This is a genomic window from Bradyrhizobium sp. HKCCYLRH1034 (assembly GCF_051168375.1).
GTDB lineage: Bacteria > Pseudomonadota > Alphaproteobacteria > Rhizobiales > Xanthobacteraceae > Bradyrhizobium.
Window position 1 is genome coordinate 392,437 of sequence record NZ_JBNPUW010000005.1, and the last position, 14,133, is coordinate 406,569.

Sequence of the window (14,133 nt, forward strand, 5' to 3'; positions counted from 1 at the left end):
AACTTCCGACGGATCGCAAAAACGTGCTATTGAGCGCCGCAAAATTGAGCCGAATCCGGCCCCGGAGAACATCATGGCTTCCATCGACCGTTCGCTGGTCGCGCATCTGCCGCTGTTTGCAGGGCTGTCCGCTGAGGATCTCACGGACGTGCTGCGGGAGGCCCGCTCCCTTCGCGTCCCCCGCAACGGTGCGGTGTTCGAGCAGGGCGCCGATGCGACCTCGTTCTTCCTGCTGCTCCACGGTCATGTCCGCGCCAGCAAGACGACGCCCACCGGCGACCAGATCGTGGTGCGCTATGTCGTGCCAGGGGACACGTTCGGCGTCGCCCCCGCCATCGGACTCCAACATTATCCGGCGACAGCGACCGCCGTCGACGACAGCATCGTGCTGGCCTGGCCGTCCGCCTCATGGCCGCGGCTGGTCGCGAAGTTCCCATCGCTGGCGGCGAACACGCTGCAGACGGTCGGCCAGCGGCTGCAGGAAACCCACGCGCGCGTGATCGAAATGTCGACGCAGCAGGTGGAGCAGCGCATCGCGCATGCGCTGCTTCGGCTCGCCAACCAGGCCGGCCGCAAGCTCGATCATGGCGTGCAGATCGATTTCCCGATCAGCCGGCAGGACATTGCGCAGATGACCGGGACGACGCTGCACACGGTGAGCCGCATCCTCTCCGGCTGGGAGCAGCTCGGCCTGGTCGAAAGCGGCCGTCAGAAGATCGTCCTGCGCGAGCCGCACAAGATCGTGCTGCTGGCGCAGCAGGGCGCCGGCGACGCGGCCGCATCCCGCACCTGATCACGAGCAGGCACACAGGGCGGCGAGGAACGCGTCGGGATCGACGCCATGCTCGTGGCAGGCATCCGCGACGTTGTGAAAACAGGCGATCGGGCAACCGACGCAACGCATCTGGAAAGCAAGAAAGACGCCGATCGTCTCCGGCCTTCGCCGCATGACATCGTCGACCAGTTCATCGAAGGAGATTGGCATGCGCGCCTCCATTCCAGCGCGAACGGTAGCGGGCATGCCCTTTGCGGTCTTTGTCGCGGCACAAGCACCGCGGCACCTCGACAGTCAGACCGCCCGGCTGTGCAGCTGCTTCGACGCGTCGAGATGCGCATCGAACGCCGCAGCGACGCTGCGCACCAGGAACCGGGAATGCTCGGTCACCGCGAGCGCACCGCCGTTGAGCTCCACCACACCGTCGGAGATCAGCGATTGCAGCCGCGGCGCCGATCTCAGCATGTCGTCGGTGTCCGTGCCATGGCGGGTGCAGATGACGTCGAGATCCACGCCGTAGTCGCACATGATGCGCTCGATGATGTCCGCCCGCAGGCGGTCGTCATCGGTCAGGCCATAGCCTTTCACGGTCGCGAGGCTGCCGGACGCGATCTTCTGCTCATAGGCCCGGACCTGCGGCGCGTTCTGGACATAGCCCTGCGGCAGCTGTCCGATCGCCGAGGCGCCGAAGCCGAGCAGCAGATCATTGGCATCGGTCGTGTAGCCCTGGAAATTACGATGCAGCCGGCCTTCGCGGAACGCGATGGTCATCGGGTCCGTGGGCAAGGCGAAATGATCGAGCCCGATCTGGACGTAGCCTGCGTCCTTCAGCGCGTCAGCGATCGCGCAGGCCTGATCGTAGCGTTCCAGACTGTCCGGCAACGCCGAGTCCTGAATCTTGCGCTGGTGCGTCTTGAACGATGGCACATGAGCGTAGCCGAACACGGAGAGCCGGTCGGGGCGCAGGTCGATGGCGCGCCGGACGGTGTCGAGACACGACTCGACGTTCTGATGCGGCAGTCCGTAGATCAGGTCGAAGTTGATGCCGGCAACGCCGGCCTGACGCAACCCGTTCGTGGCCGCCGCAGTCTGCTCGAAGCTCTGCACCCGGTTGATCGCCTGCTGCACCCGCGGATCGAAACTCTGCACGCCCAGACTGGCGCGATTGACCCCGCTCACCCCCAGCGCCGCGATCATCTCCGCCGTCAGCGTGCGCGGATCAATCTCGATGGCGATCTCCGCCGATGGCAACACGAAAAAGGAATGGCGCAGCGATCCGACGAGATCGACGAAGGACTCCGGCGCCATGATGGTCGGCGTGCCGCCGCCGAAATGGATGTGCCCGACCTGCAGCCGCCGGCCGATCTGGCGCGCCACCATGTCGACCTCGCAACGTAGTGCCGATTCGTAGACCGCAATCGGCTCGTCGCGTTTGGCGACCATGGTGTTGCAGCCGCAATACCAGCACATCGAGCGACAGAAGGGCACGTGCAGGTACAACGATGCCGTCGCGCTTGCTGGTATCGCACGCAGCCATTCTGCGTAGGTGGACGGGCCGACCGCGTTGGAGAAATGAGGCGCCGTGGGATAGCTGGTGTAGCGCGGGAGGCGCTCCTGTCCGTAGCATGCTGCAAGATCTGGTCTCATGTCCTGCCTGTCACCTGAGCGTGTCGACCTGGGGTTCGGAGGTTCTTGACACAAGGCAAGAGGGACGACCTTGAGCTTTCTCAAGGCGCGGCCGGCAGATACCCTGTTGGAGCAGTAGAACGCCGGTGATCACCGCGGACTTTGCGCTTCCTCAAAGTGGCCGGCTCATTTCCCGTCATCATCGAATCATCGACGATTCGAGGAAATCGCAATGGAAGCTGTGCAACTGCTGATCCGTTCATTTGCTCTCCTCGCCGGCATCCGCGGCCATATCCCCCAGTCCGACGGCTTCGAATCGTTCCGCGACGAGTCGGGGCCGACAGGCCTGCTCGGCAACATCGCCATGTTCATGACCACGGTGTTTTGCATCGCGGCGGCAGTGGCCTTCGTCGTGTTGCTGGCGGTGCGCTGGCTGAGCTGACGAGTTCGGGAGCCCATCGTCGATCGGTCCAGAGCTGCGCTCTGAAGCGCGCATCATAGCGCCCGCGATTCTCGTGCCGTATGGGCAGACGGACAGATCCCATCATCTTATCGCGTCGTCGCGCGGGACAGTCCGGCCCGCTTTGCTCCGCACCCTGTCCGGCCTCCCACGAAACTGCGCGCCGATGCAACTCATTCGCGCGCTGCGCGGGCGCAGCCGCGCCAAATTCGCTCAAGATCTGCCGCCTGATTCCGCAATTGCGAAGTTGCTTGTTGCAGCACAAACAAGCCGAGTTCCAACGGGAGCATGATGATTGCGGCACTACAACAGATCCAATGAAGGAGCGATCCATGTTGACCCGCCGCACCGCCATGTTCAGTGCAGCCATCGCCGCGATGATGCTTGCGGCTCCCGCGATGGCCGAGGACCTCAAGCTGCCGCGCCAGAAGGTCGATCTGGTGGCTCCGCCGTTCGTGCATGCGCACGAGCAGGCGACGAAGCAGGGGCCCAAGATCATGGAGTTCAAGCTCGTGGTCCAGGAAAAGAAGATGGTGATCGACGAGAAGGGCACCACCTTCCAGGCCATGACGTTCAACGGCTCGATGCCAGGCCCGCTGATGGTGGTCCATGAGGGCGACTATGTCGAGGTGACCCTGGTCAATCCCGCGACCAACAGCATGCCGCATAACATCGACTTCCACTCCGCGACCGGAGCGCTGGGCGGCGGCGCGCTGACCCTGGTCAATCCGGGCGAACAGGTCGTGCTACGCTGGAAGGCGACGCGGACCGGCGTGTTCGTCTATCACTGCGCCCCCGGCGGACCGATGATCCCCTGGCATGTCGTCTCCGGCATGAACGGCGCCGTGATGGTGCTGCCGCGCGACGGTCTCAATGACGGCCGCGGACACGCGCTGCGCTACGATCGCGTCTACTACATCGGCGAGCAGGACCTCTACGTCCCGCGCGACGAGAAGGGAAACTTCAAGTCCTACGACTCGCCCGGCGAAGCCTATAGCGACACCGAGGAGGTCATGCGCAAGCTCACGCCGACCCATGTGGTGTTCAACGGCAAGGCCGGCGCGCTCACCGGAAAGAATGCGCTCACGGCCAATGTCGGCGAGAACGTTCTGATCGTGCACTCGCAGGCGAACCGCGACAGTCGTCCGCATCTGATCGGCGGCCACGGCGACTATGTCTGGGAGACCGGCAAATTTTCCAACGCGCCGGAGACCGGGCTCGAGACCTGGTTCATCCGGGGCGGCTCGGCAGGCGCCGCGCTCTACAAATTCCTGCAGCCCGGCATCTACGCCTACGTCACCCACAACCTGATCGAGGCGGCCAATCTCGGCGCGACGGCCCATTTCAAGGTCGAAGGCAAGTGGAATGACGACCTGATGACGCAGGTCAAGGCCCCGGCGGACATTCCGACCGGCACGACGAACTGATCGGCCCTGGGGGCCGGCGTATCCGGCCCCCACTCTCCTGAGTGTGCTGCCATGCTGCTCGCTTTCAAGCTCAAGCTCACCATCGCCTGCGTCGTCGGATTGGCTGGCCCGACCGCAATGGCACCGATCCTTGCCGATCTGCCAAACCGCGTTGCGGACTTCGACGGCCCCGCCCTCACCGAGATCGCACCTGGTACGATCAGCTACCGCGACTCCGGTGACCATCTCCGCAGCGGGCGGCAGGCCGAAGCGCCCATCACGACGGTCCGCTTTGATCATCCGCTGACGATCATGACGAACCAGGTCAGTGCCGCGGACTACCACGCCTGCGTCGAAGCGCATGCGTGCCGCGCGCTCGATCGCAACGTTCCCATCGCCAGCGATCGCCCGGCCGTGCAGGTGAGTTGGCATGACGCGGTGGCCTACGCCGAATGGCTCTCACACCGGACCGGCCACAGCTATCGTCTGCCGACCGATACCGAGTGGGCCTATGCGGCGGGCAGCCGCTTCAAGGACGATGGCGTCTCGATCGACGACGCCGATCCCTCCCGACGCTGGATTGCCCGCTACGAGCGGGAAGCCGCGCTGCAAGAGGACTCCGAGACGCGCGGCTTCGGCAGCTTCGGCATCAACGAGCACGGCATTGCCGACCTCGCGGGTAATGTCTGGGAGTGGACCTCGACCTGCTTCACACGCAAGACGCAGGATAGTGCAGGTCGCGTCACCAAGACCGTCAGCAATTGCGGCGTGCGGCTGGCCGAAGGCGCGCATCGAGCCTACGTGACCGACTTCATCCGCGACGCGCGCGCCGGCGGCTGCGCCTCCGGCACGCCACCTGCCAATCTCGGCTTCCGGCTGGTCCGCGAACAGCCCTCATGGAGCCGCAGCATGACGCAGCGTCTCAGCCGGCTCCTCGGCGCCATTCGCGCCTGACGCGGCGTGCTCAGCGTTAAGCACGCTCGACAGCAACCCACGCCGGTGCCGGATCGGCGGTGCCCTGACACTGGCACAAATGACAGTCACGCAAAATCAACTTTCGATTGCGAGATGTAAGCTACAAACGTTAGACAATTTTCGTTGAGAGACGCGATAAGCGGACCAGGAGGCGAGTGTGAATTCTCGACATCCGCCGGTCTTCTTCACGTCCGACCTGCATGGTTACGGAATTGGCAACACCAGCTGGTTCGACGACGATTCGCCCCGCGCACTGGCTGGACGCTGCCTCATCGACGCGCTCGAATATCTGCGGACGTCGCCTAAATTCGCCGCCAGGGACTGGCACGTGGTGAATGCGGGCGCGGCGCGTCTCGTGCACCAATGTCTCACGGACGGCGCGCTGGCGCGCAAGGATATTCTCGATCGCGTGGCTCCCGCCATCGAACAGGCTTGCGCACGGATCGTCGCGAGCCGCCAATATCGCATTCCGTTCTATGGCGACGACTTCTGGGACTGGGCCAGTGTGGTCGACGGTTTGTGCGAGGTGCAGCAGGTTTCGGTGACCGCGGCCCAGGTCGCAAGACGCGAGCTCGACCAGTTTCGCAGGACCGTCCACATCCGCATGCCGAGCGGTCTCTCGGTCGGCGACCCCGAGCACGAATGGTTCGGACCGGCGATCGCAACACGCGCCTATCGTCTGCTGGATTCCCGCGCATCGGGAATAGATCCCGACCTGCGCAACGAGTTGCAGGCGCAATCGCTCGAACGCATCGAGCGCGGCAGGTATCGCGGACGGCAGGTGACGCCGTGGCAATTGAGCTGGCACTACGGTCAGGTCGTCGGCGAATTCCAGCGCGCCGCAAGCGAGCAGGCGGCCGAGCTGGCTGATTTTGCCTGGCTCGCCGTTCCGCTCGAACTTGGCAAGCGCGCCCAGGTTCTCGCGCGCATCCTGCAAGGAGCCTACGCCGTCAAGGACCGCAGAACCGTCCTGCAGGCATTGGAGGAGCTCTACCGTTGCGAGACACCCGGCCGCCCGCTCGGCCAGGGCGTGATCGGCGCCGACATCGAGGCCTCCCTGGACGTGCTCGAAGCGCTGTGGCAGCAGCTCGATGGTCGGGAGAAGGCCAGCATCAACGCGATGCTCGACGCGCTGCGATTTCTCCATGCCAAAGCCAACACGATCGGTTTCGTGGTCGAAACGCCGGAGGATATCGAAGCCCTGGTCCAGGCCATGGGCCCGGGCACACTGATTGAACAGCGCAACGCGGCGCGCGCCATCATCAGGCATTCCTGCTTCCATGCGGTCGTGTGCCTCGGGCGATCGATGGCCGAGGTGGCGAGCGCGGCCGCAGTGGCGATCGAAGAGCATGGGGCGCAGTGGCTGATCATGCCGGGACGGGCCGAAGCACTGGGCCCGAATCTCCCGCACGCGGCCCGCGGCCCGCGATTCGTCGGCGCCGGCCCCGGTGATCTCGTCATCGCCACCGCGGTCGCGCCATTCCGGATTCAGATCAAGCTGCGCGACGCGCTCAGCATTGCCGAGCCGCCCTTGGTCGATGACAGTGGAATGATCATTCCGGCCGATCCCGAGCTTTGCCGCCTCGCGCACGAGGCCGCGGATGGCATGCTGGATGACATCGGCGTGTTCTTCGAAGGAATGACGGTGACGTGCGATGGCGACGGCACGAATGCCGAGATCTCGGCAGCGTTTCCAGGCGCGCTTGCGACGGATAACATGGCCTATGCGATGGGGCTGATCTGCCTCAGCCGCAGTGTGCCGTGTCTCATCATTCAGGGGCTAGCGGAGACCGCGCAGTCCACTGCTGCGAGCCCGCCGCGGCGAGCGGCATGCCGGCTCGCCGTCAAGGTCGCGGAGATGTTGTGCCGGCGCTGGTAGCCGCGCCCTCAGGCATTCTTCAGCGCGACCCGGAACTCGGCTTCGGTCTTGGCCTTGACCTCGTCGAGCGTCACGCCGTCGGCGAGCTCGATCAGGGCCATGCCGTCATTGCCGTGCTTGTCGATCGTGAACACCGCCAGATCGGTCACCACCATGTCCACCACGCGCTCGCCGGTCAGCGGCAAGGTGCACTGCTTGAGCAGCTTCGGGCCGTCCTTGGCGCTGTGCTCCATGACCACGACCACGCGCTTGACGCCGGCGACGAGATCCATCGCGCCGCCCATGCCCTTCACCATCTTGCCGGGGATCATCCAGTTGGCGAGATCGCCGTTCTGGGCGACCTGCATGGCGCCGAGGATCGACAGGTCGATGTGGCCGCCGCGGACCATGGCGAAGGATTCGGCTGACGAGAAATAGCTGGTGATCGGCAGCTCGGTAACGGTCTGCTTGCCGGCATTGATGAGGTCGGGATCCTCCTCGCCCTCATAGGGGAACGGACCCATGCCGAGCATGCCGTTCTCGCTCTGCAGCGCGACGTCGACGCCCGGCGGAATGAAGTTGGAGACCAGCGTCGGAATGCCGATGCCGAGATTGACGTAGTAGCCGTCCCGCAGCTCCTTGGCGGCGCGCGCCGCCATCTGCTCTCGCGTCCAGGCCATCAGACTTCCTCCCCGGCTGCGGCGGCGGCTTCACGTTTGCGCACGGTGCGCTGCTCGATGCGCTTGAGCGCAGTTCCGACCTGGATGATGCGCTTCACGAAGATGCCCGGCGTATGAATGTGGTCGGGATCGATCTGGCCGGCCGGCAGCAGATGCTCGACCTCCGCGACCGTCACCTTGGCCGCAGTGGCCATCATCGGATTGAAGTTGCGCGCGGTCTTGCGGTAGACGAGGTTGCCGGCGGTGTCGCCCTTCCAGGCGTGCACGATCGCCAGATCGGCAAACAGACCGCGCTCCATCAGATATTTCTCGCCGTCGAACTCCCGCACCTCCTTGCCCTCCGCGACCAGCGTGCCGACGCCGGTCTTGGTGAAGAAGGCCGGGATGCCGGCGCCGCCGGCGCGGATGCGCTCGGCCAGGGTGCCCTGCGGGCAGAATTCGAGCTCCAGCTCGCCGGCCAGATATTGCTGGGCAAACAGCTTGTTCTCGCCGACATAGGACGAGATCATCTTCTTGATCTGCCGCGTCTCCAGCAGCCGGCTGAGGCCGATGCCGTCCACCCCGGCATTGTTGGAGATGACGGTGAGGTCCTTCACCCCGGACTCGCGAATGGCGTCGGACAGCGTTTCTGCGATGCCACAAAGACCAAACCCACCCGACATGATGGTCATGCCGTCTTTGAGGAGGCCGGCAAGGGCGGATTTGGCGTCCGGATAGACCTTGTTCATACGGGAATGACCTGATGGAGAGCGGCGACCGCGCGGATATCGACCGGATTATTAGGCGAAATCTTCGCAATGCGTCAATGATGCCTTCCCAACGCGCACATCCTGCTTTAGCTGTCGCACCAGCCTGCGCCTCCGTGGCGATCCGGAGTCCGGAATATCAGGGCTCCGCCGCAATCCGGCCACACCGGCGGCGTGGCCTTGAAAGCGTCAAGAAAGCGCATCAAGTTGTTGATGTTGGCAGGGGTTTTCGGCGCACCCTGCCCATCCCGCGTAACCAGCGATCCGACGATCCCAGGACATGTCCGTGACCATGGCCCAAGGAATGAGGCGCCTCGGCACACCGATCGCGGTGCTGCTGGGCATCGCGTTCGTGGCCCTGCTCGCGAGCTCCTGGCTGGTCAATCGCGAGGCACTGCGGCAGGCGGTGGAGAGCCAGATCCGCGCGGTGACCGGGCTCGAGCTCGTCGTCAAGGGACATATCGACGTCTCCTTGTTTCCGGGCAGCTATGTCTCGTTCCACGATGTCGGCCTGAAGGGCAGCGGCACCGCGGATCCGGCCCTGCGCGTCGACGTGCTGACCGCCAATCTGCAGTTGTTGCCGCTGCTGCTGCAGCGGTTCGAAATCGCCGATGTCATGATGCTGCGGCCGCAGATCAACGTCACCCGCGAGGCCGACGGCAACAGCAACTGGACGCCCTTCATCGAGACCATCGCGCGCACGATGCGTCCGGGGCCCGACAGCCAGATGTCGTTCTCCGAGATCCGCATTCAGGACGGCATCCTGGTCTACGAGGACACCGACCACCACGCTTCCGAGCGGCTCGACGATATCGACCTGTCGCTCGCCTGGCCGTCGATCTCGCGCTCGTTCGCGGCGACCGGGCAGTTCGATTGGCGCGGCCAGCGCATCGAGGGCTCCATCAGCGTCAGCGACTTCCTGGCTGCGCTGTCGGGGGACCGGTCCGGCTTGAAGATGCGGCTCGCCAGCGCGCCGCTGAAAGTCGCCTTCGACGGCACGGTCGCGAACCGCACCAGCGCGCTGATGGAAGGCATGCTGACGGTGGATAGCCCTTCGCTCCGCGATGCGCTGCGCTGGACGGGGCAGACGCCGCTCGGCGGCGGCGGCTTCGGGCGCTTCGCCTTGCGCGCCCGTGCCAACGTGGTCGGCGCCTCGATCGCCCTCACCAATGTCAACGTCGAACTCGACGGCAACACCGCCGAAGGCGTGATGACCTACGCCAATAACGGCCGGCAGACGCTGCAGGCGACGCTGGCGGCCGACGCGCTCGACTTCACCCCCTACATCTCGACGGTCCGGCTGCTGGCCAATGGGGCCCGCGACTGGAATCGGCAACTCTTCGACCTCAAGGCCTTGTCCACCACTGACCTCGACATGCGGCTATCGGCCGCAAAGGTCACGGTCGGCTCCTCGAAAATCGGACGCACGGCCTTCGGCGCCAACCTGCGCAACGGCGTGCTCGCCCTCTCGGTCGGCGAGGCTCAGATGTATGGCGGCATCGTGCGCGGCTCGTTCGGAATCGCCCGTGCCGACACCGTGGCCGACGTGAAGGCTGAGCTGCAATTCAACGATGTCGATCTGCAGGCCTGCGCGAACGAGATGTTCGGCGTGTCGTCGCTGTCGGGACGCGGCAATCTCAACGTCTCGCTGACGGCTTCGGGCTCGAGCCCGTTCGGGCTCGCCCAGTCGCTCGACGGCAGCGCCAACCTGCAGGGCCGCGATGGCGCGATCTCCGGCTTCAACGTCGAGCAGCTCCTGAAGCGCCTCGAGCGCAGCCCGCTGTCGCGCGGCGGCAATTTCCGCTCCGGTTCGACGCCTTACGATTCGCTGACGATCGCGGTCAAGTTCTCCGAGGGTATCGCGACCGCAGAGGACATCCGCGTCGAGAGCCCGACCGCGCGCATCACGATGACCGGTACGGCCTCGGTGCCGACACGGGAATACGATTTCAAGGGCGTCGCGAGCCTGCTGTCGTCCGGCAACGGCAGCAACGGCTTCGAACTGCCTTTCGTCGTCCAGGGCCCCTGGGAAGATCCGCTGATCTTTCCCGATCCGGAAAGCCTGATCCGCCGCGCTCCGGCCGCCGCCCCTCTGCTCGATGCGGTCAAGGACCGCAAGACGAGGGATGCGGTGCGCTCGGTGTTGGAACGATTCACCGGCGGCGGATTGCGCCCGGCGCAGCCGGACACTGCGCCGCAGGCTGACGCCCCGACGGGCGACCCTCCCACCAAGCAGAACTGACCGACGCGGCTTGCTTCGCGTGCCGATACGCGGCCGCCGTCACGACCTATGTCTGATATATTACTTCTGGATCACGTCGGGTCCCTGGGCTAGTGTCCGGCCGCAACCGATCAAGCAAGATCGGCGGATCAGGGAGAGACACGTGAAATCCAGGGGAATGGGTGCGCTTTCGATCGCAGTCGCAGCCGCCGGGCTTTTTTGCGCTGCAGCACCAGCCATCGCTCAGGACACCATCACGATCTGGTGGAGCAAGGGCTTCTACAAGTCCGAGGACGATGCGCTGCTCAACGTCGTCAAGAAGTTCGAGGCCAAGACCGGCATCAAGGTCGAGCTGTCGCAATACGCGATCCAGGACATGATTCCGAAGACGGTCGCCGCGCTCGATTCGGGCACCGTGCCCGACGTGGCCTACGCCGACACCTACGACGTTCAGGCCCAGGGCAAGTGGGCCTACGAAGGCAAGCTCGAGGATCTCACCGACATCCTGGAGCCGATGAAGTCGGCGTTCGCTCCGAACACGCTCGAGACCGCCTACCTCTACAACAACGTCACCAAGAAGAAGGCCTATTACGGCTTCCCGCTGAAGCAGCAGAGCATGCACGTCCAGATCTGGGGCGACCTGCTGAGCAAGGCCGGCTTCAAGCAGAGCGACATCCCCACCAAGTGGGAAGACTACTGGACGTTCTGGTGCGACAAGGTGCAGCCGGCGGTCCGCAAGGCCACCGGCCAGCGCATGTATGGCGTCGGTCAGCCGATGGGCGTGGAATCCACCGACTCGTTCCAGTCGTTCTACACCTTCATGGACGCCTACAACGTCAAGCTGGTCGACGACGACGGCAAGCTGCTGGTCGACGACCCCAAGGTGCGCGACGGCCTCGTCAAGGCGATGAAGGATTATACCGACACCTACATCAAGGGCTGCACGCCGCCCTCCTCCACGACGTGGAAGGATCCGGACAACAACGTCGCGTTCCACAACAAGACGATCGTGATGACCCACAATTTCACGATCTCGATCGCGGCCAAGTGGTTCGAGGACTCCACCAACCCGGCGCTGACGCCCGAGCAGCGCGCGGCCGGCAAGAAGGCCTATGAGGAGGACATCATCACCGCGTCCTTCCCCAACAAGCCGGACGGCACGCCGATCAAGTACCGCTCCGACGTCAAGACCGGACTGATCTTCGCCAATGCTCCTCACAAGGCGCAGGCCAAGGAATTCATCAAGTTCCTGATGCAGGAGGAGAACCTCGGCCCCTACATCGAGGGCGCGCTGGGCCGCTGGTTCCCGGTGACGACCGCAGGCCAGAAGAGCCCGTTCTGGCAGGCCGACCGCCATCGCAAGGCCGTGTACACCCAGTTCACCGGCGGCACGACGCCGTTCGACTTCACCAAGAACTACAAGTTCACGATCCTCAACAATGAGAACGTCTGGGCCAAGGCGATGAACCGCGTGGTCAGCGAGAAGGTGCCGGTCGAGAAGGCCGTCGACGAGCTGATCGCGCGGCTGAAGGAGGTCGCCGGCTAGTCTCTCGCCTCGCGAGGCACCAGCTCGAGATCCTGACAACGACAACAAAACCCGGCCGCAGCGCATGCGGCCGGGATGGCTTATAGGCGGGAAGAGACGACCCGGGAAAAACGACCATGGCGATCACGCTCTCAGCTTCCGATTCCGCACTCGCGGAGGCGCCGCGCCCGGTGCTGCTCACACCGTCACAGGTGTGGGGCATCGTCATGCTTGCCCCCTATCTGCTCGTCTTCCTCGCCTTCGTCGTCTATCCCGTCGGCTACGGCCTGTGGCTCGCCCGGGAGCCGGCCAGCTACGTCGCGCTGTATAACGACCCCATCTTCGCGCGCGCCGCCGTCAACACGCTGATCTTCCTTGTGGTCGGCATCAATCTGAAGATGGTGATCGCACTGTTCCTGTCCGGATTCTTCATTCAGCAGCGCGGCTGGATCAAATGGCTGTCGGTCATCTTCATCCTGCCCTGGGCGGTGCCTTCGATCCCGACCATCCTGTCGGTGCGCTTCATGCTCAATCCCGAATGGGGCGTGGTGAACCAGCTGATCTTCAAGTTCACCGGCGAAGATGGCCCCAACTGGCTGAACGATCCGACGGTCGCGCTGTCGATGGCGATCGGCATGCACATCTGGAAATCGCTGCCGTTCTGGACCCTGATCCTGATGACCGGGCGGCTTGCGATCTCGCAGGACCTGTTCGAGGCCGCCGAGGTCGACGGCGCCACCTGGTGGCAGAAGTTCCGCTTCATCACCTGGCCGTCGATGCAGACGCTCTACATCACCTGCACGCTGCTCTCGATGATCTGGACGCTCGGCGACTTCAACAGCGTCTATCTCCTGACCGGCGGCGGTCCCGCCGATCTCACCCACGTGCTGGCGACGCTCGGCATCCGCTATCTCCGGCTCGATCAGCTCAGCCTCGCGATGGCCTCGATCGTCTGCGCGATGCCGCTGGTGCTCCCCCTGGTCTATTTCATGATGAAGCGGTTGTCGCGATGAAGCTCCCCACCCTGCGCGAAGTCGGCACCGAGGCCCGGCTGCTGCTGATCGGCATCCCCGTCTTCATCTGGACGATGATCCCGATCTACCACATGTTCCTGTTCGCGATCTCGCCGAAGGAGGACGCGTTCTCGGGCAAGCTGTGGCCGGACCATCCGACGCTGCACAATTTCTCGATCGTGTTCCACCAGCAGCATTACTTCCTGCGCGATTTCTGGATCCAGTTCGGCAACTCCGTCATCATTGCCGCCGCCGTCGGCGCGCTGACCCTGGTGATCGCGACTTGCGCGGCTTACGCCATCTCGCGCCTGCGCGTGCCCGGCAGCCGGGTGGTGATGAACCTCGCGCTGTTCACCTATTTCATCCCGGCGGCGTTCCTCGCGGTGCCGATGTATCGCACCATGGGCAAATACGGCCTGCTCAACAACGACTGGTCGCTGATCCTGGCGATGGTGACGATTGCCTCGCCCTACGCGATCTGGGTGCTGAAACAGGCCTCCGACAAGCTGCCGGTCGAGCTGGACGAGGCCGCCGTCATGGATGGCGCCAGCCCGCTGCAGATCTTCCGCCTCGTCTATGTGCCGCTGATGATGCCCTCGCTGGTCGCGATCGGAACCTATGCGGTGCTGCTGGCCTGGAACGAGTACCTCTACGCGTTCCTCCTGCTGTCGAACGACAAGGATATCACGCTGCCCGTGGCGCTCGGCAACTTCCTGGCCGCCGACGATTCGCCGTGGGAGCTCCTGATGACCACCGGCTTCATCTACGCGCTGCCGCCCGCGGCGGTCTATTATGCCTTCAAGCGCTACATGGTGGGCGGCCTGACCGCCGGCGCCGTGAAGTCGTGA

General features: G+C 64.4%; 13 protein-coding genes. 9 read left to right on the forward strand and 4 right to left on the reverse strand.

From position 1 onward, the window contains the following. Positions 1-73 precede the first annotated feature (73 nt). Positions 74-793, forward strand: coding sequence for a Crp/Fnr family transcriptional regulator (locus ACQR0W_RS14655; RefSeq protein WP_315754997.1), 720 nt, complete (start codon positions 74-76; stop codon positions 791-793). On the opposite strand, the gene ACQR0W_RS14660 is transcribed toward ACQR0W_RS14655, so the two are convergent. Beyond that, entirely contained in the window at positions 794-997 is a 204-nt protein-coding gene (locus ACQR0W_RS14660; protein WP_409998699.1) for a DUF1858 domain-containing protein, read from the reverse strand. Positions 998-1,069: 72 nt separating this feature from the next. After that, a complete protein-coding gene (hemN, locus tag ACQR0W_RS14665; protein WP_316171504.1) occupies positions 1,070-2,422 on the reverse strand; it encodes an oxygen-independent coproporphyrinogen III oxidase in 1,353 nt (450 codons plus the stop codon). A gap of 211 nt (positions 2,423-2,633) precedes the next feature. Between hemN and ACQR0W_RS14670 the strand changes: the two genes are divergently transcribed. From ACQR0W_RS14670 to ACQR0W_RS14685, 4 genes are all read left to right on the forward strand, one after another. Beyond that, positions 2,634-2,843 (forward strand): hypothetical protein, encoded by a 210-nt coding sequence (locus ACQR0W_RS14670; protein WP_315754993.1) that lies wholly within the window; start codon positions 2,634-2,636, stop codon positions 2,841-2,843. Between the two features lie 350 nt (positions 2,844-3,193). Continuing rightward, a complete protein-coding gene (gene nirK, locus ACQR0W_RS14675; protein ID WP_315754991.1) occupies positions 3,194-4,288 on the forward strand; it encodes a copper-containing nitrite reductase in 1,095 nt (364 codons plus the stop codon). Positions 4,289-4,339: 51 nt separating this feature from the next. Next, complete coding sequence (locus ACQR0W_RS14680) at positions 4,340-5,221, forward strand: formylglycine-generating enzyme family protein (RefSeq protein WP_316171503.1); 882 nt, start codon at positions 4,340-4,342, stop codon at positions 5,219-5,221. 178 nt (positions 5,222-5,399) lie between these two features. Next, a complete protein-coding gene (locus ACQR0W_RS14685) occupies positions 5,400-7,121 on the forward strand; it encodes a hypothetical protein (protein WP_316171502.1) in 1,722 nt (573 codons plus the stop codon). An 8-nt stretch (positions 7,122-7,129) separates the two neighbouring features. On the opposite strand, the gene ACQR0W_RS14690 is transcribed toward ACQR0W_RS14685, so the two are convergent. Next, positions 7,130-7,780: a 3-oxoacid CoA-transferase subunit B gene (locus ACQR0W_RS14690; protein WP_315717539.1), complete on the reverse strand. Its 651-nt coding sequence runs from the start codon at positions 7,778-7,780 to the stop codon at positions 7,130-7,132. After that, positions 7,780-8,508: a CoA transferase subunit A gene (locus ACQR0W_RS14695; protein WP_315717540.1), complete on the reverse strand. Its 729-nt coding sequence runs from the start codon at positions 8,506-8,508 to the stop codon at positions 7,780-7,782. The genes ACQR0W_RS14690 and ACQR0W_RS14695 overlap by 1 nt, the downstream gene beginning before the upstream one ends. 310 nt (positions 8,509-8,818) lie before the next feature. Between ACQR0W_RS14695 and ACQR0W_RS14700 the strand changes: the two genes are divergently transcribed. From ACQR0W_RS14700 to ACQR0W_RS14715, 4 genes are all read left to right on the forward strand, one after another. Continuing rightward, positions 8,819-10,768 carry an AsmA family protein gene (locus ACQR0W_RS14700; RefSeq protein WP_315810648.1) on the forward strand — a complete coding sequence of 650 codons (1,950 nt, stop codon included), beginning with the start codon at positions 8,819-8,821 and terminating at the stop codon, positions 10,766-10,768. A gap of 142 nt (positions 10,769-10,910) precedes the next feature. Further along, complete coding sequence (locus ACQR0W_RS14705) at positions 10,911-12,293, forward strand: ABC transporter substrate-binding protein (RefSeq protein ID WP_315717541.1); 1,383 nt, start codon at positions 10,911-10,913, stop codon at positions 12,291-12,293. A 116-nt stretch (positions 12,294-12,409) separates the two neighbouring features. Further along, on the forward strand, positions 12,410-13,285 hold the full coding sequence (locus ACQR0W_RS14710; protein WP_315810585.1) for a carbohydrate ABC transporter permease: 876 nt from the start codon (positions 12,410-12,412) through the stop codon (positions 13,283-13,285). Continuing rightward, positions 13,282-14,133, forward strand: coding sequence for a carbohydrate ABC transporter permease (locus ACQR0W_RS14715; protein ID WP_315717543.1), 852 nt, complete (start codon positions 13,282-13,284; stop codon positions 14,131-14,133). The genes ACQR0W_RS14710 and ACQR0W_RS14715 overlap by 4 nt, the downstream gene beginning before the upstream one ends.

Bases quoted from the DNA above. Each gene is read 5' to 3' on its own strand.
- ACQR0W_RS14655 (WP_315754997.1), top strand. From the start codon at position 74: ATGGCTTCCATCGACCGTTCGCTGGTCGCGCATCTGCCGCTGTTTGCA.
- ACQR0W_RS14660 (WP_409998699.1), bottom strand. From the start codon at position 997: ATGGAGGCGCGCATGCCAATCTCCTTCGATGAACTGGTCGACGATGTC.
- hemN (WP_316171504.1), bottom strand. From the start codon at position 2,422: ATGAGACCAGATCTTGCAGCATGCTACGGACAGGAGCGCCTCCCGCGC.
- ACQR0W_RS14670 (WP_315754993.1), top strand. From the start codon at position 2,634: ATGGAAGCTGTGCAACTGCTGATCCGTTCATTTGCTCTCCTCGCCGGC.
- nirK (WP_315754991.1), top strand. From the start codon at position 3,194: ATGTTGACCCGCCGCACCGCCATGTTCAGTGCAGCCATCGCCGCGATG.
- ACQR0W_RS14680 (WP_316171503.1), top strand. From the start codon at position 4,340: ATGCTGCTCGCTTTCAAGCTCAAGCTCACCATCGCCTGCGTCGTCGGA.
- ACQR0W_RS14690 (WP_315717539.1), bottom strand. From the start codon at position 7,780: ATGGCCTGGACGCGAGAGCAGATGGCGGCGCGCGCCGCCAAGGAGCTG.
- ACQR0W_RS14695 (WP_315717540.1), bottom strand. From the start codon at position 8,508: ATGAACAAGGTCTATCCGGACGCCAAATCCGCCCTTGCCGGCCTCCTC.
- ACQR0W_RS14700 (WP_315810648.1), top strand. From the start codon at position 8,819: ATGGCCCAAGGAATGAGGCGCCTCGGCACACCGATCGCGGTGCTGCTG.
- ACQR0W_RS14710 (WP_315810585.1), top strand. From the start codon at position 12,410: ATGGCGATCACGCTCTCAGCTTCCGATTCCGCACTCGCGGAGGCGCCG.
- ACQR0W_RS14715 (WP_315717543.1), top strand. From the start codon at position 13,282: ATGAAGCTCCCCACCCTGCGCGAAGTCGGCACCGAGGCCCGGCTGCTG.